The sequence below is a fragment of the Enterobacter sp. PP-008-ECC_S150 genome, assembly GCF_045257065.1.
Classification (GTDB): Bacteria; Pseudomonadota; Gammaproteobacteria; order Enterobacterales; family Enterobacteriaceae; genus Enterobacter; species Enterobacter chengduensis.
In genome coordinates, this window is the sequence record NZ_JBJHHG010000008.1 from 117361 (window position 1) to 136158 (window position 18798).

17 protein-coding genes and 1 other RNA gene are annotated in these 18798 nt (G+C 56.4%); 5 read left to right on the forward strand and 13 right to left on the reverse strand.

Annotation, left to right across the window (positions count from 1 at the left end; all coding sequences use genetic code 11):
- Positions 1-285: 285 nt before the first annotated feature.
- From ubiI to ACJBF3_RS11095, 4 genes are read right to left on the reverse strand one after another with little or no spacing between them, the layout of a single operon-like run.
- Positions 286-1488, reverse strand: a complete 1203-nt coding sequence (ubiI, locus tag ACJBF3_RS11080) for an FAD-dependent 2-octaprenylphenol hydroxylase (RefSeq protein ID WP_045329227.1) — start codon at positions 1486-1488, stop codon at positions 286-288.
- A 12-nt stretch (positions 1489-1500) separates the two neighbouring features.
- On the reverse strand, positions 1501-2679 hold the full coding sequence (ubiH, locus tag ACJBF3_RS11085) for a 2-octaprenyl-6-methoxyphenyl hydroxylase (RefSeq protein ID WP_045329229.1): 1179 nt from the start codon (positions 2677-2679) through the stop codon (positions 1501-1503).
- Entirely contained in the window at positions 2676-3989 is a 1314-nt protein-coding gene (gene pepP / locus ACJBF3_RS11090; protein ID WP_088475389.1) for a Xaa-Pro aminopeptidase, read from the reverse strand. The genes ubiH and pepP overlap by 4 nt, the downstream gene beginning before the upstream one ends.
- Positions 3990-4020: 31 nt before the next feature.
- On the reverse strand, positions 4021-4599 hold the full coding sequence (locus ACJBF3_RS11095; RefSeq protein WP_072265689.1) for a YecA family protein: 579 nt from the start codon (positions 4597-4599) through the stop codon (positions 4021-4023).
- A 168-nt stretch (positions 4600-4767) separates the two neighbouring features.
- Here ACJBF3_RS11095 and zapA point away from each other — a divergent pair, with 168 nt between their 5' ends.
- From zapA to ACJBF3_RS11110, 3 genes are all read left to right on the forward strand, one after another.
- Positions 4768-5097, forward strand: coding sequence for a cell division protein ZapA (gene zapA / locus ACJBF3_RS11100; RefSeq protein ID WP_006811891.1), 330 nt, complete (start codon positions 4768-4770; stop codon positions 5095-5097).
- A gap of 41 nt (positions 5098-5138) precedes the next feature.
- A non-coding RNA gene (gene ssrS / locus ACJBF3_RS11105) (6S RNA) lies at positions 5139-5322 on the forward strand.
- Positions 5323-5346: 24 nt separating this feature from the next.
- Positions 5347-5943 carry a 5-formyltetrahydrofolate cyclo-ligase gene (locus ACJBF3_RS11110; protein ID WP_045329233.1) on the forward strand — a complete coding sequence of 199 codons (597 nt, stop codon included), beginning with the start codon at positions 5347-5349 and terminating at the stop codon, positions 5941-5943.
- Positions 5944-6039: 96 nt separating this feature from the next.
- Here the strand turns inward: ACJBF3_RS11110 and serA are convergent, their stop codons facing one another.
- Positions 6040-7272, reverse strand: a complete 1233-nt coding sequence (gene serA / locus ACJBF3_RS11115) for a phosphoglycerate dehydrogenase (protein ID WP_045329234.1) — start codon at positions 7270-7272, stop codon at positions 6040-6042.
- A gap of 265 nt (positions 7273-7537) precedes the next feature.
- Positions 7538-8197 (reverse strand): ribose-5-phosphate isomerase RpiA, encoded by a 660-nt coding sequence (gene rpiA / locus ACJBF3_RS11120; protein WP_010435366.1) that lies wholly within the window; start codon positions 8195-8197, stop codon positions 7538-7540.
- 127 nt (positions 8198-8324) lie between these two features.
- Here rpiA and argP point away from each other — a divergent pair, with 127 nt between their 5' ends.
- Positions 8325-9218 (forward strand): DNA-binding transcriptional regulator ArgP, encoded by an 894-nt coding sequence (gene argP / locus ACJBF3_RS11125; protein ID WP_008499727.1) that lies wholly within the window; start codon positions 8325-8327, stop codon positions 9216-9218.
- A gap of 44 nt (positions 9219-9262) precedes the next feature.
- Here argP and ACJBF3_RS11130 read toward each other — a convergent pair whose 3' ends face one another.
- The 7 genes from ACJBF3_RS11130 to tkt form a co-directional block, all read right to left on the reverse strand.
- Positions 9263-9994 carry an oxidative stress defense protein gene (locus ACJBF3_RS11130; protein ID WP_045329236.1) on the reverse strand — a complete coding sequence of 244 codons (732 nt, stop codon included), beginning with the start codon at positions 9992-9994 and terminating at the stop codon, positions 9263-9265.
- 91 nt (positions 9995-10085) lie between these two features.
- On the reverse strand, positions 10086-10721 hold the full coding sequence (argO, locus tag ACJBF3_RS11135) for an arginine exporter ArgO (protein WP_045329238.1): 636 nt from the start codon (positions 10719-10721) through the stop codon (positions 10086-10088).
- 148 nt (positions 10722-10869) lie between these two features.
- Positions 10870-11724: a small-conductance mechanosensitive channel MscS gene (mscS, locus tag ACJBF3_RS11140; RefSeq protein ID WP_045329240.1), complete on the reverse strand. Its 855-nt coding sequence runs from the start codon at positions 11722-11724 to the stop codon at positions 10870-10872.
- A gap of 186 nt (positions 11725-11910) precedes the next feature.
- Complete coding sequence (fbaA, locus tag ACJBF3_RS11145; protein ID WP_014885155.1) at positions 11911-12990, reverse strand: class II fructose-bisphosphate aldolase; 1080 nt, start codon at positions 12988-12990, stop codon at positions 11911-11913.
- 92 nt (positions 12991-13082) lie between these two features.
- Positions 13083-14246, reverse strand: a complete 1164-nt coding sequence (gene pgk, locus ACJBF3_RS11150; RefSeq protein ID WP_045329241.1) for a phosphoglycerate kinase — start codon at positions 14244-14246, stop codon at positions 13083-13085.
- Between the two features lie 49 nt (positions 14247-14295).
- Complete coding sequence (gene epd, locus ACJBF3_RS11155; protein ID WP_045329242.1) at positions 14296-15315, reverse strand: erythrose-4-phosphate dehydrogenase; 1020 nt, start codon at positions 15313-15315, stop codon at positions 14296-14298.
- A gap of 326 nt (positions 15316-15641) precedes the next feature.
- A complete protein-coding gene (tkt, locus tag ACJBF3_RS11160; protein WP_045329244.1) occupies positions 15642-17633 on the reverse strand; it encodes a transketolase in 1992 nt (663 codons plus the stop codon).
- A 272-nt stretch (positions 17634-17905) separates the two neighbouring features.
- Here tkt and ACJBF3_RS11165 point away from each other — a divergent pair, with 272 nt between their 5' ends.
- Complete coding sequence (locus ACJBF3_RS11165; protein ID WP_045329245.1) at positions 17906-18664, forward strand: M48 family metallopeptidase; 759 nt, start codon at positions 17906-17908, stop codon at positions 18662-18664.
- The last annotated feature ends 134 nt before the right edge of the window (positions 18665-18798 follow it).

Below are 18798 nucleotides of genomic sequence, written 5' to 3' on the forward strand. Positions count from 1 at the left end.
AAGGTAAAACGGGTCATCACATTAGCTTATGACCAAAAAACGCTAAAAAGCCTACAGAGTTATTCACTGGAAAAATGCGATTAACCCCGCACAAAATTAACAATGATCTAACAGGATTTAGCACATGGTGATATTTCGTGCGGAAAATCGGGCCGAATTTCCGTAACGAGAAAAACGCGACATTAGATTATCTAATGCGAAAAATGACGTGAAATTAGATTATTTCAAACGAGGAAATTTCCCCGGCGCAGAGGCCGGGAAAAGAAAGTGTGACAGGGGTCTAAATTAGCGTAGCCAGTCCGGCAGGTCGTTAAGACCCATAGCCTGACGGAGGAGTTGAGGTTTGACGCCAGGAAGCGTATCGGCCAGTTTAAGACCGATATCGCGCAGCAATTTTTTCGCCGGATTGGCACCTGCAAACAGCTCGCGAAAGCCCTGCATCCCCGCCAGCATCATCGCCGCGCTGTGCTTGCGGCTGCGCTCGTAGCGACGCAGATACAAATGCTGCCCAATATCTTTGCCTTCGCGGTGCAAACGACGCAGCTCTTCGACCAGCTCTGCCGCGTCCATAAAGCCGAGGTTAACGCCCTGTCCGGCCAGCGGATGAATGGTATGCGCCGCATCCCCCACCAGCGCCAGACGGTGCGCCGCAAAATGACGCGCGTAGCGGCCGGTTAACGGGAACACCTGACGCTCGCTCGCAAGCGTGCATAGGCCAAGGCGGTTATCAAACGCCACGCACAGCGCCTGGTTAAAGGCCTCCGGCGTCGCCTCCTGCATCAGCTGCGCTTTTTCCGGCACCAGGGACCAGACAATCGAGCACAGGTGCGGATCGGCAAGCGGCAGGAACGCCAGAATGCCGTCGTTGTGGAAAATCTGCCGCGCCACGCCGCCGTGCGGCTCCTCGGTGCGGATCGTCGCGACCAGTGCATGGTGGCGGTAATCCCAGAAGGTCAGCGGGATATCGGCTTTGTTGCGCAGCCAGGAGTTGGCACCGTCAGCACCGACCACCAGACGCGCGGTCAGCATGTCGCCGCTCTGCAGGGTGATAAACGCCTCGTTTTCACCCCACGCCACCTGCTGGATCTGCGCGGGCGCAACCAGCGTCACGTCGCTGCACTGCTGAGCTTTCTGCCACAGCGCGTAGTGGATCACCGCGTTTTCAACGATGTGACCCAGATGGCTATAGCCCATGCTTGCATCATCAAAAGCAATATGCCCAAAGCTGTCTTTATCCCACACTTCCATACCGTGATAGCAGCTGGCGCGGTTCGCCACAATATCTGACCAGACGCCAAGGTGCGTGAGCAATTTCTCGCTGGCGGCATTGATCGCCGAGACGCGAAGTTCAGGCGGGGCATCGTGAGCTACGGGCTGAGGCAGCTTTTGCTCCAGCACCGCTACGCGCAGGCCGCTGCCCTGCAAACCACAGGCCAATGCCAGTCCGACCATTCCGCCGCCAACGATGGCGACATCAACATTTTGCACGGTGATAACTCCTTAACGCGCGACCCAACCAAGAGTCCGCTGCGCCAGCACGTCACGTGCCGGAATGAATAATTCCATCGCCATCAGCCCGAGGTTGCGGCCCGCAACCAGCGGTGCCCAGCGATTGGCAAAAAGATGCACCAGACCATCGGTCACACCGATGGTGGCCTCTTTATCCGCCTGACGGCGCTTCTGGTAATGGCTGAGTACCGGGTATGCGCCACAGTCTTTTTGTTCGCCCCACGCCTGGGAAAGGGTTTCCGCGAGGCTCATGACGTCGCGTAAGCCCAGGTTGAACCCTTGCCCGGCGATAGGGTGGAGCGTCTGCGCGGCATTACCGACAAGCGCCAGACGATGGGTGATGGACTGAGATGCGGTAGTCAGCGAAAGCGGGTAGACCGCCCTCTGGCCTGCATGGGTAATGCGCCCCAGCCGCCAGCCAAAGGCTTTCTGCAGCTCGGTACAAAAACGTTCGTCTGACCAGGCCTTCACCTCTTCGGCCTTATCCTGCGGATGACACCAGACCAGCGAACAGCGCCCGTCCGACATCGGCAGCATCGCCAGCGGACCGTGCTGCGTAAAGCGCTCAAACGCCCTGCCGCGGTGTTCTGCGGCGGTAGAGACGTTCGCAATCACCGCAGCCTGACCGTAAGGCTGCTGACGCCACTCCACGCCGCACTGGGCACCGAGCGACGAGCGCGAGCCGTCCGCGGCGACCAGAAGCTGGCCTTCAAGGACGGTGCCGTTTTCCAGCGTCACGCTGACCGACGCTTCACTGCGGCTCACGCTTGCCACGCGCGCGGGGCAGTGCAGCGTGACGCCCGGCGCGTCCTGCAACAGGCGGAACAGACGTAATCCGACGTCGTGCAGCTCAACAACCTGACCCAGGGCATCAATGCGGTAATCCTGCGCGTCCAGCGTGACAAACCCGGCATGACCGCGATCGCTGACGTGAACGGTTTTAATGGCCGTAGCGCAATCGGCTATCGCCTGCCAGATCCCAATGCGCGACAGCTGCTGACAGGTTCCCTGCGCCAGGGCAATGGCGCGAGAGTCAAAGCCGGGATGATTCTTCGCCTGTGGCGCAACCGCCTCGACGAGATGCACCGGAAGCTGGCCCTTCGTCAAATGCGAGATCGCCAGCGCCAGCGTGGCGCCGGTCATGCCGCCGCCAACGATAATCACGCTCATACGCGTGCCGCTGCCATCAGCGCCTCGATATCGTCAGCGTTTTTCACGACGCCGGCGGTCAGGTTTTCGTTACCGGTTTCGGTAATCACAATGTCGTCTTCAATACGAATGCCAATCCCGCGGTACGCTTCGGGCACGTCGGCATCCGGGGCGATATACAGACCCGGCTCCACGGTCAGCACCATGCCCGGCTCCAGCATGCGCGAACGGTCGGTGCCGTACGCGCCAACGTCATGCACATCCAGCCCCAGCCAGTGGCTCAGGCCGTGCATGAAATACGGTCGATGCGCGTTTTCAGCGATCAGGGTGTCGACTTCCCCTTTCAGGATCCCGAGCCTGACCAGACCGGTAATCATGATGCGCACCACTTCGCCGGTCACTTCCTGAATGGAGGTTCCCGGACGATACAGCCCGAGCGCCGTCTCCAGGGATTCGAGAACAATGTCGTAAATCGCGCGCTGCGCGGGGGAAAACTTGCCGCTCACCGGGAAGGTACGGGTGATGTCCCCCGCGTAGCCCTGAAATTCGCAGCCGGCGTCAATCAGCACCAGATCGCCGTCGCGCAGCGCGCTTTCGTTTTCGGTGTAGTGCAGAATGCAGCCGTTTTCACCGCCGCCGACGATGGTGTTGTAGGAGGGATAACGCGCGCCGTGGCGGTTAAATTCGTGGTGAATTTCACCTTCAAGCTGGTATTCGAACATCCCGGGGCGGCACTTTTCCATCGCGCGGGTATGCGCCAGGGCGCTGATTTCGCCCGCGCGGCGCATCACGTTCAGCTCTTCTTCAGACTTGAACAGGCGCATCTCATGCACCACCGGACGCCAGTCCGTCAGCGTGGCCGGCGCGGACAGGTTTTGCCGCGAGCCTTTGCGCAGCTTGTCCAGCGCGGTGAAGACAATCTCATCCGCGTAGGCATATTCGCCATGCGCGTGATAGAGCACATCGAGGCCGTTAAGCAGCTGATAGAGCTGCTGGTTGATTTCGCTAAACGCCAGCGCGCGGTCAACGCCCAGCTTTTCCGGTGCGGCCTCTTGCCCTAAGCGGCGGCCAAACCAGATTTCAGCCGTCAGGTCGCGCACGCGGTTGAAAATCACGCTGTGGTTGTAGGTGTCATTGCTTTTAATCAGCACCAGGACCGCTTCCGGCTCGTTAAAGCCGGTGAAGTACCAGAAATCGCTGCTCTGGCGATAGGGATATTCGCTGTCGGCGCTGCGCGTCACTTCGGGCGCAGCAAAAATCAGCGCGGCGCTGCCCGGCTGCATTTTCGCCAGCAGCGCCTGACGACGGCGCGAATACTCTTGACTTGAGATAACCATGACACCCTCCTGTGCGTTATTTTTCTTAATGTAAGGTTGGCTTGCGGACTTCCGGCGCGGTCGGCTGCGAGCGCGTAAAGTTGTCGTGGCACAGCAGTGCCGCCACGCGCACGTACTCGATTATCTCTTCGAGCGACATTTCCAGCTCTTCCTGGTCTTCATCTTCATCGTAGCCGAGCTGGGCGATGTTACGCAGATCGTCGATCGCCTCACCCGCTTCGCCGGTCACTTTATCCAGTTTAGGCTGCGTCACGCCCAGCCCCAGCAGATAGTGGTTTACCCAGCCCGCCAGCGCATCGGCGCGATCGAACACGCTGACGTCGTCGCCTTCAGGCAGATAAAGCTGAAAAAGAAAGCCATCGTCTTCCAGCGAATCGCTGGTGGCGGCGTGCATTTTACGCAGCGCTTCCGCCAGCTCGTGACCAAACGCCAGCCCTTCATTCGTGAGGTCGTGGATCAGCGGCTGCCATGAGCTGTCGCTGTTTCCGCCGCACAGGATGCCACTGATCAGACCGTGCATTTCGGCAGGGGTAAGTCCGACTCCCTGCTGGTTCAGTAACTGGTTTAAATCCTTGTAACCAGGCATTTCGTTCTGTATAGACATGAGCATTCGTCGTCAAAGGGGGGAAGTTTCATGATATGCTACCACTTTGGACCCTGGTGATACCAGAAAAGGGCTTGTATCTTCATATCAGGGTAGCTATAGTGTCGCCCCTTCGCAGCCCCCTGGGCAGTGAGCGAAGGTAGCGCAGTCAATCAGCAGGAAGGTGGCATGTCTGCACAACCCGTCGATCTCCAGATTTTTGGCCGTTCACTGCGAGTGAATTGTCCGCCTGAACAAAGGGATGCTTTGAATCAGGCAGCGGACGATTTGAATCAGCGGTTGCAAGATCTAAAAGAACGCACTAGAGTCACAAATACTGAGCAGCTGGTTTTCATCGCCGCGTTGAACATCAGCTATGAACTGACTCAGGAAAAAGCGAAGACCCGCGACTACGCGGCAAGCATGGAGCAGCGCATTAAAATGCTCCAGCAGACCATAGAACAGGCGTTGCTTGATCAAGGTCGCAATCCCGAAAGACCGGGACCAAAGTTTGAATAACACTTCTCAGTTGACTATGGTAGAGTAACTGTGAAGACAAAATTTCTCTGAGATGTTCGCAAGCGGGCCAGTCCCCTGAGCCGATATTTCATACCACAAGAATGTGGCGCTCCATGGTTGGTGAGCATGCTCGGTCCGTCCGAGAAGCCTTAAAACTATGACGACACATTCACCTTGAACCAAGGGTTCAAGGGTTACAGCCTGCGGCGGCATCTCGGAGATTCCCTCTCTTTTCTTCTACCAGCTACCATGACTCAATTCCCTGAAGTTTCGGCTTCACGCCAGGACATCCGTCAGCTTATTCGTCAACGCCGCCGTGCGTTAACCTCCGCTCAGCAAGCGCATTTTGCCCAGCAGGCCGCCGCCCGCATGATGGCGTACCCGCCAGTCGTGATGGCGCATACGGTTGCCCTGTTTCTGTCGTTTGATGGCGAACTGGATACCCAACCGCTGATAGAGCAGCTCTGGCGAGCCGGAAAGAAGGTTTATCTGCCGGTGCTGCACCCATTTAGCGAAGGCAATCTGCTGTTTCTACACTATCACCCGCACAGCGAGCTGGTGGTGAATCGTCTGAAAATCACCGAGCCGAAGCTCGACGTGCGCGACGTGCTCCCGCTGTCACAGCTGGACGTGCTGATTACGCCGCTGGTGGCGTTTGATGAACAGGGTCAGCGTCTGGGCATGGGCGGCGGTTTCTATGACAGGACGCTGCAAAACTGGCAGCAGTACGGGTTGCAGCCGGTGGGTTACGCGCATGATTGCCAGGGCGTAGAGGCGTTGCCGGTGGAGAAGTGGGATGTGCCGTTACCGGCGGTGGTGACGCCCAGTAAGATTTGGACCTGGTAGAATAAAGCCGGGTGGCGCTTACGCTTACCCGGCCTACAAAAGCTCAACGTAGGTCGGGTAAGGCGCAGCCGCCACCCGACACCACACCCCGCACCATCAGTAAAGCAGACGCGCGCGAATCGTCCCCGGAATGGCCTTCATGCTCTGCAACGCTTTCTCGGCGACATCGTCATCCGCTTCGATATCAATAACCACGTAGCCCATCTGCGAGTTTGTTTGCAGATACTGCGCGGCAATGTTAACGCCCTGCTCGGCAAAGATCTGGTTGATCGCGGTCAGCACGCCCGGACGGTTTTCGTGGATGTGCAGCAGACGACGACCGCCGTGCAGCGGCAGCGACACTTCCGGGAAGTTAACGGCAGAGAGCGTAGAGCCGTTGTCGGAATATTTGCTCAGTTTACCCGCCACTTCCAGACCGATATTTTCCTGCGCTTCCTGAGTAGAACCGCCGATGTGCGGCGTCAGGATCACGTTGTCGAATTCGCACAGCGGAGAGGTAAACGGATCGCTGTTGGTCGCAGGCTCCGTCGGGAAGACGTCGATGGCCGCGCCCGCCAGATGCTTACGCTTCAGCGCATCCGCCAGTGCCGGGATATCGACAACCGTGCCGCGCGCGGCGTTAATCAGCAGTGAGCCCGGCTTCATCAGCGCCAGCTCTTCCGCGCCCATCATGTTTTTGGTGGAGGCATTTTCCGGCACGTGCAGGCTCACCACGTCGCTCATGTTCAGCAGGTCAGACAGATGCTGAACCTGGGTCGCATTGCCCAGCGGCAGCTTGCTTTCGATATCGTAGAAAAACACGTGCATGCCCAGGGATTCCGCCAGAATACCGAGCTGCGTACCGATGTGGCCGTAGCCGATAATCCCCAGCTTTTTACCACGCGCTTCATATGAGCCAGACGCCAGCTTGTTCCACACGCCGCGGTGCGCCTTGGCGTTAGCCTCAGGAATGCCGCGCAGCAGCAGCAGCAGTTCGCCAATCACCAGCTCCGCCACGGAACGGGTGTTGGAGAACGGGGCGTTGAAGACGGGAATACCGCGCTTCGCAGCAGCATTCAGGTCAACCTGGTTGGTGCCGATGCAGAAGCAGCCGATGGCCACCAGCTTTTCCGCCGCGGCAATAACCTCTTCAGTCAGGTGAGTACGGGATCGCAGGCCAATGAAGTGGGCATCACGGATGGACGCTTTCAGCTCTTCGGTATCGAGCGCGCCTTTGTGAAATTCAATGTTGGTGTAGCCTGCCGCACGAAGGCTATCGATTGCTTTTTGATGCACGCCCTCGACCAGCAGGAATTTAATCTTGTCTTTCTCCAGTGATACCTTTGCCATTTACCCGACCCTGTTTTTGTCTGAACTGATGTTGTGCTGGATATGAATCCGCTGTAGCCAACATATCAAAAAAAACTATTGCAGCAATATGAACGTTTGCGTCGGCACCTTGAAGTAAAGTCATCCAGAGCAAAATGACAGAGGAAAATGCTATGGAAATTTACAAATGTGGCAGGATCGGCAAAAGAGGCGGAAAAACGTGACACAAGTCACCGAATTTGGCGTTTCAAAAATTTTTAGCGGGGGGAGGACTCCCCCCGTCAGATCATTTTACGATGGTTTTCACGCCGTCAGCGGTGCCAATGAGCGCCACGTCCGCGCCCCGGTTGGCGAATAGCCCTACGGTCACTACGCCTGGGATAGCGTTGATGGCATTTTCCAGCGCAACTGCGTCGAGAATTTCCAGACCGTGTACATCGAGGATCACGTTACCGTTGTCGGTGACGACGCCCTGACGATATTCCGGGCGACCGCCCAGCTTCACCAGCTGACGGGCAACCGCGCTGCGCGCCATCGGGATCACTTCGACCGGCAGCGGGAAATTCCCCAGAATGTCGACCTGCTTGGAGGCGTCCGCGATGCAGATGAACTTGTCCGCAACGGAGGCGATGATTTTTTCGCGCGTCAGCGCCGCGCCGCCGCCTTTGATCATCTGCATGTGGCCGTTGATTTCATCCGCGCCATCAACGTAAATCCCCAGACGATCCACTTCGTTGAGATCGAAAACGGTAATGCCGAGGCTTTTCAGCTTTTCCGTGGACGCATCAGAGCTGGAAACCGCGCCCTCGATCTGCCCCTTCATCGTGCCCAGCGCATCGATAAAGTGTGCCGCGGTCGATCCCGTACCGACACCGACAATGGTACCCGGCTGTACGTACTGGAGAGCGGCCCATCCTACTGCTTTTTTCAGTTCATCCTGCGTCATGATCGTTTTGCCTGTGGTGTGAAAACTCAGGGCGCATTATAGAACACGTCGAATGGAATTCGTCTGCCACGAAGGGAAAATTGTGTCATAGTGCAGAATAAGCAAAATTAAGGAGCCACCCAGAGCAATGAAACGTCCGGACTACAGAACACTACAGGCACTTGATGCAGTTATTCGTGAACGCGGTTTTGAGCGCGCGGCGCAAAAGCTTTGCATCACCCAGTCCGCCGTATCACAGCGTATCAAACAGCTTGAAAACATGTTCGGCCAGCCGCTGCTGGTGCGCACCGTGCCGCCTCGCCCAACCGAGCAAGGGCAAAAGCTTCTCGCCCTGCTGCGCCAGGTTGAACTGCTGGAAGACGAGTGGCTGGGTGACGAACAAACGGGCTCTACGCCGCTGCTGCTCTCTCTGGCGGTCAACGCCGACAGTCTGGCAACCTGGCTGCTGCCGGCCCTTGCGCCGGTACTGGCCGATTCCCCTATCCGCCTTAATTTGCAGGTTGAAGATGAAACCCGCACCCAGGAGCGCCTGCGTCGCGGCGAAGTGGTTGGGGCGGTCAGTATCCAGCCTCAGGCGCTGCCGAGCTGCCTTGTCGATCAGCTGGGTGCCCTGGACTACCTGTTTGTGGGTTCAAAAGCCTTTGCCGAGCGCTACTTCCCGAACGGCGTCACCCGCGCGGCGCTGCTGAAGGCCCCTGCCGTGGCGTTCGACCATCTGGACGATATGCATCAGGCGTTCCTGCAGCAAAACTTCGATCTGCCGCCGGGCAGCGTGCCGTGCCATATCGTTAACTCGTCTGAAGCCTTCGTGCAGCTTGCGCGCCAGGGCACCACCTGCTGCATGATCCCGCATCTGCAGATTGAGAAAGAGTTGAAAAGCGGTGAGCTGATTGACCTGACGCCGGGGCTGTATCAGCGCCGGATGCTCTACTGGCACCGTTTTGCGCCGGAAAGCCGCATGATGCGCAACGTCACCGACGCGCTGCTGGCTTACGGGCACAAGGTGTTAAGACAGGATTAAAAAGAAAAAGCCGGGTGGCGGTAACGCCTTACCCGGCCTGCAGGTTACTGAGCCGGTTTCGGCTGCGCTGCAACGGGCTCCAGCTGGAACACCACATCCACCTGATCGTCGAACTGAATGGTTGGCTGTTCGTAAGTTTCCTGCGCGGATACCGGGGCTGCATCAGCCTTCATCATCCGCACCATCGGGCTTGGCTGGTAGTTAGAGACGTGGTAACGCACGCTGTAAACCGGGCCAAGCTTGCTCTTGAAGCCGGACGCCAGCTGTTCAGCCTGATGAATAGCGTCGTCAATGGCCGCCTTACGCGCTTCGTCTTTGTATTTCTCCGGTTGCGCAACGCCCAGCGACACGGAGCGGATCTCGTTCAGGCCCGCCTTCAGCGCGCCGTCCAGCAGCGAGTTAAGCTTATCCAGCTGGCGAACGGTCACTTCAACGGTACGCACGGCACGGTAGCCTTTCAGGATGCTTTTGCCGTTCTGGTAGTCGTAATCGGGTTGAGTACGCAGGTTCGCGGAGTTGATATCTTTTTTACCGACACCGTTCTGCTCGAGGAAAGAGAGGTATTGCGCAACGCGATCGTCAGCCTGCTTCTTGGCGGTAGCCGCATCTTTCGCGGCCACATTCACTTCAATTGCCAGGGTTGCAACATCGGGTACCGCGTCCACGCTTGCGGTGCCTGACGTGACGATGTGCGGGCCGTCCGGCAGCTCGTTTGCCTGCGCCGATACCGCTCCGAAACTGACTAATGCCGCCAGGGCCATCACCTTAAACTTCACTGTTATTCCTCCATGTTGCGAAGAGTGCCCATTAACAGGGCGCATGCCAGCAAGCTTAGCGGGTCTTGTTCAGATGTCCATAAGACAAGGATTAGTTGAACAATTCCTGAACGTGGTGAATCCCCTCTTTTGCCAGCTGAAAAGCAATAAACCACATCACCAGCCCCACTAGGGTATTAATGATGCGCTGGGCTTTGGCGGTGCGCAGGCGAGGAGCCAGCCATGCCGCCAGAATGGCGAGGCCAAAGAACCAGAGGAACGATGCGCTGACCGTGCCGAGCGCAAACCAGCGTTTCGGCTCAACGTCCAGCTGTCCACCCAGGCTGCCCAGCACCACGAAGGTGTCCAGATAAACATGCGGATTAAGCCAGGTGACCGCCAGCATGGTGACGATAATCTTCCAGCGGCCCTGCTTCAAGACTTCCGCGCTCGCCAGCTCGAGGTTACTGCTCATCGCCGTTTTCAGGGCGCCGAATCCGTACCAGAGCAGAAACGCCACGCCGCCCCAGGTGACCAGCGCCAGCAGCCACGGAGACTGCATCAGCAGCGCGCTGCCGCCAAAAATCCCGGCACAGATCAGCAGTAAATCGCTTACCGCGCACAGCAGAGCAATCATCAGATGGTACTGGCGGCGGATGCCCTGGTTCATCACAAACGCATTTTGCGGGCCGAGCGGAAGGATCATGGCCGCACCTAAGGCAAGCCCTTGAAAATAATAAGATAGCATGAAGATTTTCTCGCAGTGTTGTTCTGGAAGCTGACTATACTGCGCGAATCACATTAGAGGAAATGGATAATATTAATTGGGTATTAGCGGAGCTTATGAAGTTAAAGCCCGGTGGCGCTAGCGCTTACCGGGCCTACAGCATCGGGGATTACTCGGCGGCTTTCTCGCGTTTAAGATTCACGTCCATCTGCGGATACGGGAAGCTAATGCCGTTGGCGTCGAAGTCGCGCTTAATGCGCTCCAGCACGTCCCAGTATACGGTTTGCAGATCGCTGCTTTTGCTCCAGATACGCACCACGAAGTTAATGGAGGAAGCGCCGAGTTCGTTCAGGCGAACCGTCTGCTCTTTGTCTTTCAGAATGCGATCGTCTGACGCAATAATGTTGGTAATCAGCGACTTCACCTGATCGATATCCGAGTCGTACGCCACGCTGATAATCAGCTCGTTACGACGGACCGGCTCACGGGAGAAGTTGATGATATTGCCCGCAATAATTTTCCCGTTTGGCACCACCACGATACGGCCATCGACGGTACGCAGGGTCGTTGAGAAAATCTGCACCTGCAGCACGGTGCCGGCAATGCCGCCAAGATCAACGTATTCGCCGGAGCGGAACGGACGGAAGGTGACCAGCAGAACGCCTGCCGCCAGGTTTGAAAGCGAACCCTGCAGCGCCAGACCAATGGCCAGACCGGCGGCACCGAGCACGGCGATAACGGATGCCGTCTGCACGCCCACGCGGCCCAGCGCCGCAATCAGCGTAAAGGCGATAATGCCGTAACGCACCAGGGCGGAGAGGAAGTCAGCCACCGTGGCGTCAATGTGACGGGCCAGCATCACGCGGTTAACCGTATTCGAGACAATGCGCGCCACGATCATCCCGACGATGATGATGGCAATTGCCGCGACGATGTTCACGGCGTAGCTAAGCAGCAGGGCCTGGTTGCGCACCAGCCAGTTACCGGCATTATTGATGCTGTCTACAACATCGAGTTGTTCCATTTATTCTTCCTTTTGTTAAACCAAAACACAAAATCCATCCCCCGTGGAGACAGGCAGGTCAATAAAGGGTAAACAAAAAGCACCGGCTTTGCCAAACAGATCACAAAAACAGGTCTGACAGGGTATTGAAAAAGCATAAAAAAAGGCCCGCATTGGCGGGCCTTCTGACGCTGTTAGCAGCTCAAATTACAGAACGTCTACTGCGTTCAGTTCTTTGAATGCCTGCTCCAGACGAGTGATCATAGAAGTCTGGGCAGCGCGCAGCCATACGCGCGGATCGTAGTATTTCTTGTTCGGCTGGTCTTCGCCTTTCGGGTTGCCCAGCTGGCCCTGCAGGTAAGCTTCGTTCGCTTTGTAGTACTGCAGAATACCGTCCCAGGTTGCCCACTGGGTGTCGGTATCGATGTTCATTTTCACTACGCCGTAGCTGACGGAGTCTTTGATTTCCTGAGCAGAAGAACCGGAACCGCCGTGGAAGACGAAGTTCAGGCTGTTGTGCGGGAGGTTGTGTTTCTTGGAAACGTATTCCTGAGAATCACGCAGGATGGTTGGGGTCAGAACCACGTTACCTGGTTTGTAAACGCCGTGCACGTTACCGAAAGACGCTGCAATGGTGAAGCGTGGGCTGATTTTGCTCAGCTCGGTGTACGCGTAATCAACGTCTTCTGGCTGGGTGTACAGGGCAGAAGCGTCCATGTGGCTGTTGTCCACGCCGTCTTCTTCGCCACCGGTGCAACCCAGTTCGATTTCCAGGGTCATGCCCATTTTGGCCATGCGCGCCAGGTACTTAGAGCAGATTTCGATGTTTTCGTGCAGCGACTCTTCAGACAGGTCGATCATGTGAGAAGAGAACAGTGGCTTACCGGTTGCCGCGAAGTGTTTCTCACCCGCGTCCAGCAGACCGTCGATCCACGGCAGCAGTTTCTTCGCGCAGTGGTCAGTGTGCAGGATAACGGGAACACCGTAGTGCTCAGCCATCTGGTGTACGTGGTGCGCACCAGAGATAGCGCCCAGGATTGCAGCACCCTGAGGAATGTCAGTTTTTACGCCTTTACCTGCGATGAACGCAGCGCCGCCGTTAGAGAACTGAACGATAACTGGAGCTTTAACTTTAGCAGCAGTTTCCAGTACGGCGTTGATGGAGTCGGTACCCACGCAGTTAACTGCTGGCAGAGCGAAGTTGTTTTCTTTAGCTACCTGGAACACTTTCTGTACGTCATCACCAGTGATAACGCCAGGTTTTACGAAATCAAAAATTTTAGACATGTTGCTTAGTCCTGTATCTTCGGCCGTTAGAAAAGGTGCGAGCTCTTAAAAGCGCGCTGAAAATTGGGCAGGTTTCCCTGCCCTTGAATGGCTTACTTCTTAGCGCGCTCTTCGAGCATTGCTACTGCTGGCAGTACTTTGCCTTCCACGAATTCGAGGAATGCGCCGCCACCAGTGGAGATGTAGGAGATTTTGTCAGCGATACCGAACAGGTCGATTGCTGCCAGGGTGTCACCACCGCCTGCGATAGAGAACGCTTCGCTGTCTGCGATAGCGTTAGCAACGATTTCAGTACCTTTGCGGAAGTTCGGGAATTCGAACACGCCAACAGGACCGTTCCACAGGATAGTTTTTGCGTTTTTAAGGATCTCAGCCAGTTTCTGTGCAGAAACGTCGCCCAGGTCCAGAATCTGCTCTTCGTCTTTAATGTCGTTAACAGATTTCAGGGTCGCGGTTGCGGTTTCGGAGAACTCGGTCGCGACGCGAACGTCAGTTGGAACCGGGATATCGCAGGTGCTCAGCAGGCGTTTGGCTTCATCAACCAGGTCTGCTTCGTACAGGGATTTACCCACGTTGTGGCCCTGAGCGGCAACGAAGGTGTTCGCGATACCACCGCCAACGATCAGCTGGTCAGCGATTTTAGACAGGGAATCCAGAACGGTCAGCTTGGTAGAAACTTTAGAACCACCAACGATTGCCACCATTGGACGAGCAGGTTCTTTCAGTGCTTTACCCAGCGCTTCCAGTTCGTCAGCCAGCAGAGGACCGGCACACGCAACGTCTGCGAATTTACCGATACCGTGGGTAGACGCCTGGGCACGGTGAGCCGTACCGAATGCATCCATCACGAATACGTCGCACAGTGCAGCGTATTTTTTGGACAGGGTTTCGTCGTCTTTCTTCTCGCCTTTGTTGAAGCGAACGTTTTCCAGAACAACCAGTTCACCCGCTGCAACGTCAACACCGTCCAGGTAATCTTTCACCAGGCGAACCGGGCTGGACAGTTTGTCTTTCAGGTAATTAACCACTGGCAGCAGAGAGAACTCTTCGTTGTACTCGCCTTCAGTTGGACGACCCAGGTGGGAGGTGACCATCACTTTAGCGCCCTGCTTTAGAGCCAGTTCGATGGTTGGCAGAGATGCACGGATACGCGCGTCGCTGGTCACTTTGCCATCTTTAACCGGTACGTTCAGATCGGCACGGATGAAAACGCGTTTACCAGCCAGATCCAGATCGGTCATCTTAATTACAGACATGGTGAATCCTCTCGTTGATTCTTAAAGTTTTGCAGACGCACGATGCGTCTTACCTGAAACCTTGAGCGGCCATTGCTAACGTGGTGTCGAGCATTCGGTTAGCAAAGCCCCATTCGTTATCACACCAGACCAGCGTCTTGATAAGGTGTGCGCCACTGACCCTCGTTTGCGTGCCATCGACGATGGCGCTGTGCGGGTCGTGGTTAAAATCTACTGAGACCAACGGTAATTCCGTATAGTCAACTATACCATGAAATGCTCCCTGTGCCGCTTTTTGCAGCAACAGGTTGACTTCACAGGCTTTTACCGGCTTTTTCACCGTCACGCTAAGGTCGATTGCGGTGACGTTAATCGTTGGGACACGCACGGCAATCGCTTCAAAACGATCATTAAACTGCGGGAAGATTCGGGTGATCCCTGCCGCCAGTTTCGTATCCACCGGAATGATTGACTGGCTCGCGGCGCGCGTGCGTCGTAAATCCGGATGGTAGGCGTCGATAACCTGCTGATCGTGCATGGCGGAATGAATCGTGGTCACGGTGCCGGACTCAATGCCATACGCATCGTCTAACAGTTTGATGACCGGAATAATGCAGTTAGTGGTACAGGAGGCGTTGGAGACTATGCGGTGTTCGGCCTGCAGCTCATGCTGGTTGACGCCAAACACGACGGTCGCGTCGAGATCGTTACTGCCGGGATGAGAAAACAGGACTTTTTTCGCGCCTGCGGCCAGATGCGCTTCGCCATGTTCGCGGTTGCCGTACACGCCGGTACAGTCAAGCACCACATCCACACCCAGTTCACGCCACGGTAGCCCTGCAATGCTGCTTTCATGCAGCACGCGGATGGCATCGTCACCGACAAACAGTTGCTCTCTTTCCTGACGGACATCCCAGGCAAAACGTCCATGGCTGGTGTCATATTTCAACAAATGCGCCATGCCCGTAGCATCCGCCAGTTCATTGATTGCCACCACGGTGATTTCCGCCCGGCGTCCGGATTCATACAAAGCACGAACCACATTACGCCCGATGCGACCGAAGCCATTAATCGCTACGCGTACGGTCATAGATCTCCTGCAAAGCAATCCCTGAGTTTGAGGTGGCTGAAAGAGTAATCCAGCTACGCCCGAAGGGGAATCCTTGCTGTCACAAACTGCGATTGATTGGTCAATTGTCGAACATTTAATCGACTGAAACGCTTCAGCAAGAATAAGCGAATCGGGGAATAAAAGGAATGTCTGTCCAGATGAATAAGCGAGCTATATGACTTGCGTCACATTTTCGGTGGAATAATGTCTACAAAAAAGCCGGGTGGCGCGCTAGCGCTTACCCGGCCAATTTTCGTGCCATTTGTAGGCCCGGTAAGCGTAAGCGCCACCGGGCAAAACGGCAATTACAGCAGTTCTTTCGCTTTCGCGACCACGTTCTCAACGGTGAAGCCGAACTCTTCGAACAGCTGCTCTGCCGGAGCAGACTCACCGAAGGTGGTCATGCCGACGATAGCGCCGTTCAGGCCAACGTATTTGAACCAGTAGTCAGCGATACCCGCTTCCACCGCCACGCGAGCGGAAACCGCTTTAGGCAGGACGGATTCACGGTAAGCCGCATCCTGTTTGTCGAACGCATCGGTAGACGGCATGGAGACCACGCGCGCCTTCACGCCTTCGGCAGTCAGTTTTTCCCATGCGGCAACCGCCAGCTCAACTTCAGAACCGGTAGCGATGAAGATCAGCTCAGGCTGGCCCGCACAGTCTTTCAGCACGTAACCACCGCGAGCGATGTTCGCCAGCTGCTCAGGCGTACGCTCCTGCTGCGCCAGGTTCTGACGGGAGAGGATCAGCGCGGTTGGACCGTCCTGACGCTCAACGCCGTATTTCCACGCCACCGCGGATTCAACCTGGTCACATGGACGCCATGTGCTCATGTTCGGGGTGACGCGCAGGGAAGCCACCTGCTCTACCGGCTGGTGAGTTGGGCCATCTTCGCCCAAACCGATGGAGTCGTGGGTGTAGACCATCACCTGACGCTGCTTCATCAGCGCCGCCATACGCACGGCGTTACGGGCATATTCGACGAACATCAGGAAGGTAGAGGTGTACGGCAGGAAACCGCCGTGCAGGGAGATACCGTTGGCAATCGCGGTCATGCCGAATTCACGGACACCGTAATGGATGTAGTTACCGGCAGCGTCTTCGTTAATTGGCTTAGAACCGGACCACAGGGTCAGGTTAGATGGCGCCAGGTCAGCGGAGCCGCCCAGGAATTCTGGAAGCCATGGGCCGAACGCTTCAATCGCATTCTGAGACGCTTTACGGCTCGCGATTTTAGACGGGTTCGCCTGCAGCTTAGCGATGAACTCGTTCGCTTTCGCGTCGAAGTCAGACGGCATGTCGCCTTTCATACGACGGGTGAATTCAGCCGCTTCCTGTGGGAAAGCTTTCGCATAGGCAGCGAACTTCTCGTTCCAGGCCGCTTCTTTCGCTTGGCCCACTTCTTTTGCGTCCCACTGAGCGTAGATCTCAGAGGGGATTTCGAATGCAGGGTATTTCCAGCCCAGCGCTTCGCGGGTCAGTGCGATTTCCGCGTCGCCCAGCGGCGCGCCGTGGGAGTCGTGCGTACCCGCTTTGTTCGGTGAACCGAAGCCGATAATGGTTTTGCACATCAGCAGGGACGGCTTGTCCGTCACGGCGCGCGCTTCTTCTACCGCACGTTTAATCGAGTCAGCATCGTGGCCATCAACGCCGCGCACAACGTGCCAGCCGTAGGCTTCGAAACGTGCTGCGGTGTCGTCTGTGAACCAGCCTTCTACGTGACCGTCGATGGAGATACCGTTGTCGTCATAGAACGCCACCAGTTTGCCCAGCTTCAGGGTACCTGCCAGGGAGCACACTTCGTGAGAAATGCCTTCCATCATGCAGCCGTCGCCCATGAACGCGTAGGTGAAGTGGTCAACGATGTCGTGGCCAGGACGGTTGAACTGCGCCGCCAGCGTCTTCTCAGCAATCGCCATACCTACAGCGTTCGCAATACCCTGTCCCAGCGGGCCGGTGGTGGTTTCTACGCCAGCGGTGTAGCCCACTTCCGGGTGACCTGGAGTTTTGGAGTGCAGCTGACGGAAGTTTTTCAGCTCTTCGATAGGCAGATCGTAGCCGGTGAGGTGCAGCAGGCTATAGATCAGCATAGAGCCGTGGCCGTTGGACAGCACGAAGCGGTCGCGGTCAGCCCATGCCGGGTTCTGCGGGTTGTGGTTCAGGAAATCACGCCACAGGACTTCGGCGATATCAGCCATACCCATAGGGGCCCCTGGGTGGCCGGATTTGGCTTTCTGTACTGCGTCCATGCTCAGCGCACGAATAGCATTAGCAAGCTCTTTACGTGAGGACATTTTAACTCCAGATCGGACTGTTAAAGGCCATGCCCTTGACGACAGCGCGTTTTGGGCTACGCCGGAAAAAAGTGCCAACAATGTAACCCAAGCCGCAAGTCATGTACATGGAGCATTCTTTTGCTTGTTAAGAAATCTCTGGATCATGCTCGCATGTTGCGCAATCTGCTCGCCCGGCCCTGTGGATATTCCTTATACTTAGCCCAACACCGGCTTCGCTGACGGTGCACTTTTCAGATTTTATTCAGATTAACGAGTACGGAAGCAACCTCATGAAAATGCGTGCAATAGTGCTGGCCCTGGGTACAACGCTCCTGCTGAGCGGCTGTCAGAATATGGATTCTAACGGTCTGATGACGTCTGGCGCAGAAGCCTTTCAGGCCTACTCCCTGAGCGACGCGCAGGTGAAAGCGCTGAGCGACCAGGCCTGTAAAGATATGGATGGAAAAGCCACGCTTGCGCCGGCTGACAGTACCTACACGCAGCGTCTGAATAAGATTGCTTCCGCGCTGGGCGATAACATCAACGGCCAGCCGGTGAACTACAAGGTGTACGTGGCGAAAGACGTGAACGCCTTCGCGATGGCGAACGGCTGTATTCGCGTCTACAGCGGGCTGATGGACATGATGACCGACAACGAAGTGGAGGCGGTCATCGGCCATGAAATGGGCCACGTTGCCCTGGGCCACGTGAAGAAAGGGATGCAGGTTGCGCTGGGCACCAATGCCATCCGCGCAGCGGCTGCCTCGGCGGGCGGTATCGTGGGCAGCCTGTCGCAGTCACAGCTTGGCGACGTGGGCGAAAAGCTGGTTAACTCCCAGTTCTCCCAGCGTCAGGAGTCCGAGGCGGATGACTACTCCTACGATCTGTTGCGCAAACGCGGCATTAATCCATCCGGTTTAGCCACCAGCTTCGAAAAGCTGGCCAAGCTGGAAGCGGGACGCCAAAGCTCCATGTTTGACGATCACCCGGCCTCGGAAGAACGCGCACAGCATATTCGCGACCGTATGGCCGCAGACGGAATTAAATAATTTTACCGGGAGGCATATTTGCCTCCCTTTTATTTCGCATGAATTGCTAATTTAAAAGCACGTATCGATAACTCGCCAGCAAGCCCCGCCACATCTGCATTTAGCCCCTGAAATGTCTGGTCACATATTTATTG

Excerpts from the sequence above, each read along its gene's own strand:
- zapA (WP_006811891.1), top strand. The coding sequence starts at position 4,768 with ATGTCTGCACAACCCGTCGATCTCCAGATTTTTGGCCGTTCACTGCGA.
- ACJBF3_RS11165 (WP_045329245.1), top strand. The coding sequence starts at position 17,906 with ATGAAAATGCGTGCAATAGTGCTGGCCCTGGGTACAACGCTCCTGCTG.
- fbaA (WP_014885155.1), bottom strand. The coding sequence starts at position 12,990 with ATGTCTAAAATTTTTGATTTCGTAAAACCTGGCGTTATCACTGGTGAT.
- pgk (WP_045329241.1), bottom strand. The coding sequence starts at position 14,246 with ATGTCTGTAATTAAGATGACCGATCTGGATCTGGCTGGTAAACGCGTT.
- argO (WP_045329238.1), bottom strand. The coding sequence starts at position 10,721 with ATGCTATCTTATTATTTTCAAGGGCTTGCCTTAGGTGCGGCCATGATC.
- serA (WP_045329234.1), bottom strand. The coding sequence starts at position 7,272 with ATGGCAAAGGTATCACTGGAGAAAGACAAGATTAAATTCCTGCTGGTC.
- epd (WP_045329242.1), bottom strand. The coding sequence starts at position 15,315 with ATGACCGTACGCGTAGCGATTAATGGCTTCGGTCGCATCGGGCGTAAT.
- ACJBF3_RS11095 (WP_072265689.1), bottom strand. The coding sequence starts at position 4,599 with ATGTCTATACAGAACGAAATGCCTGGTTACAAGGATTTAAACCAGTTA.
- mscS (WP_045329240.1), bottom strand. The coding sequence starts at position 11,724 with ATGGAACAACTCGATGTTGTAGACAGCATCAATAATGCCGGTAACTGG.
- argP (WP_008499727.1), top strand. The coding sequence starts at position 8,325 with ATGAAACGTCCGGACTACAGAACACTACAGGCACTTGATGCAGTTATT.
- ACJBF3_RS11110 (WP_045329233.1), top strand. The coding sequence starts at position 5,347 with ATGACTCAATTCCCTGAAGTTTCGGCTTCACGCCAGGACATCCGTCAG.
- tkt (WP_045329244.1), bottom strand. The coding sequence starts at position 17,633 with ATGTCCTCACGTAAAGAGCTTGCTAATGCTATTCGTGCGCTGAGCATG.
- rpiA (WP_010435366.1), bottom strand. The coding sequence starts at position 8,197 with ATGACGCAGGATGAACTGAAAAAAGCAGTAGGATGGGCCGCTCTCCAG.
- ubiH (WP_045329229.1), bottom strand. The coding sequence starts at position 2,679 with ATGAGCGTGATTATCGTTGGCGGCGGCATGACCGGCGCCACGCTGGCG.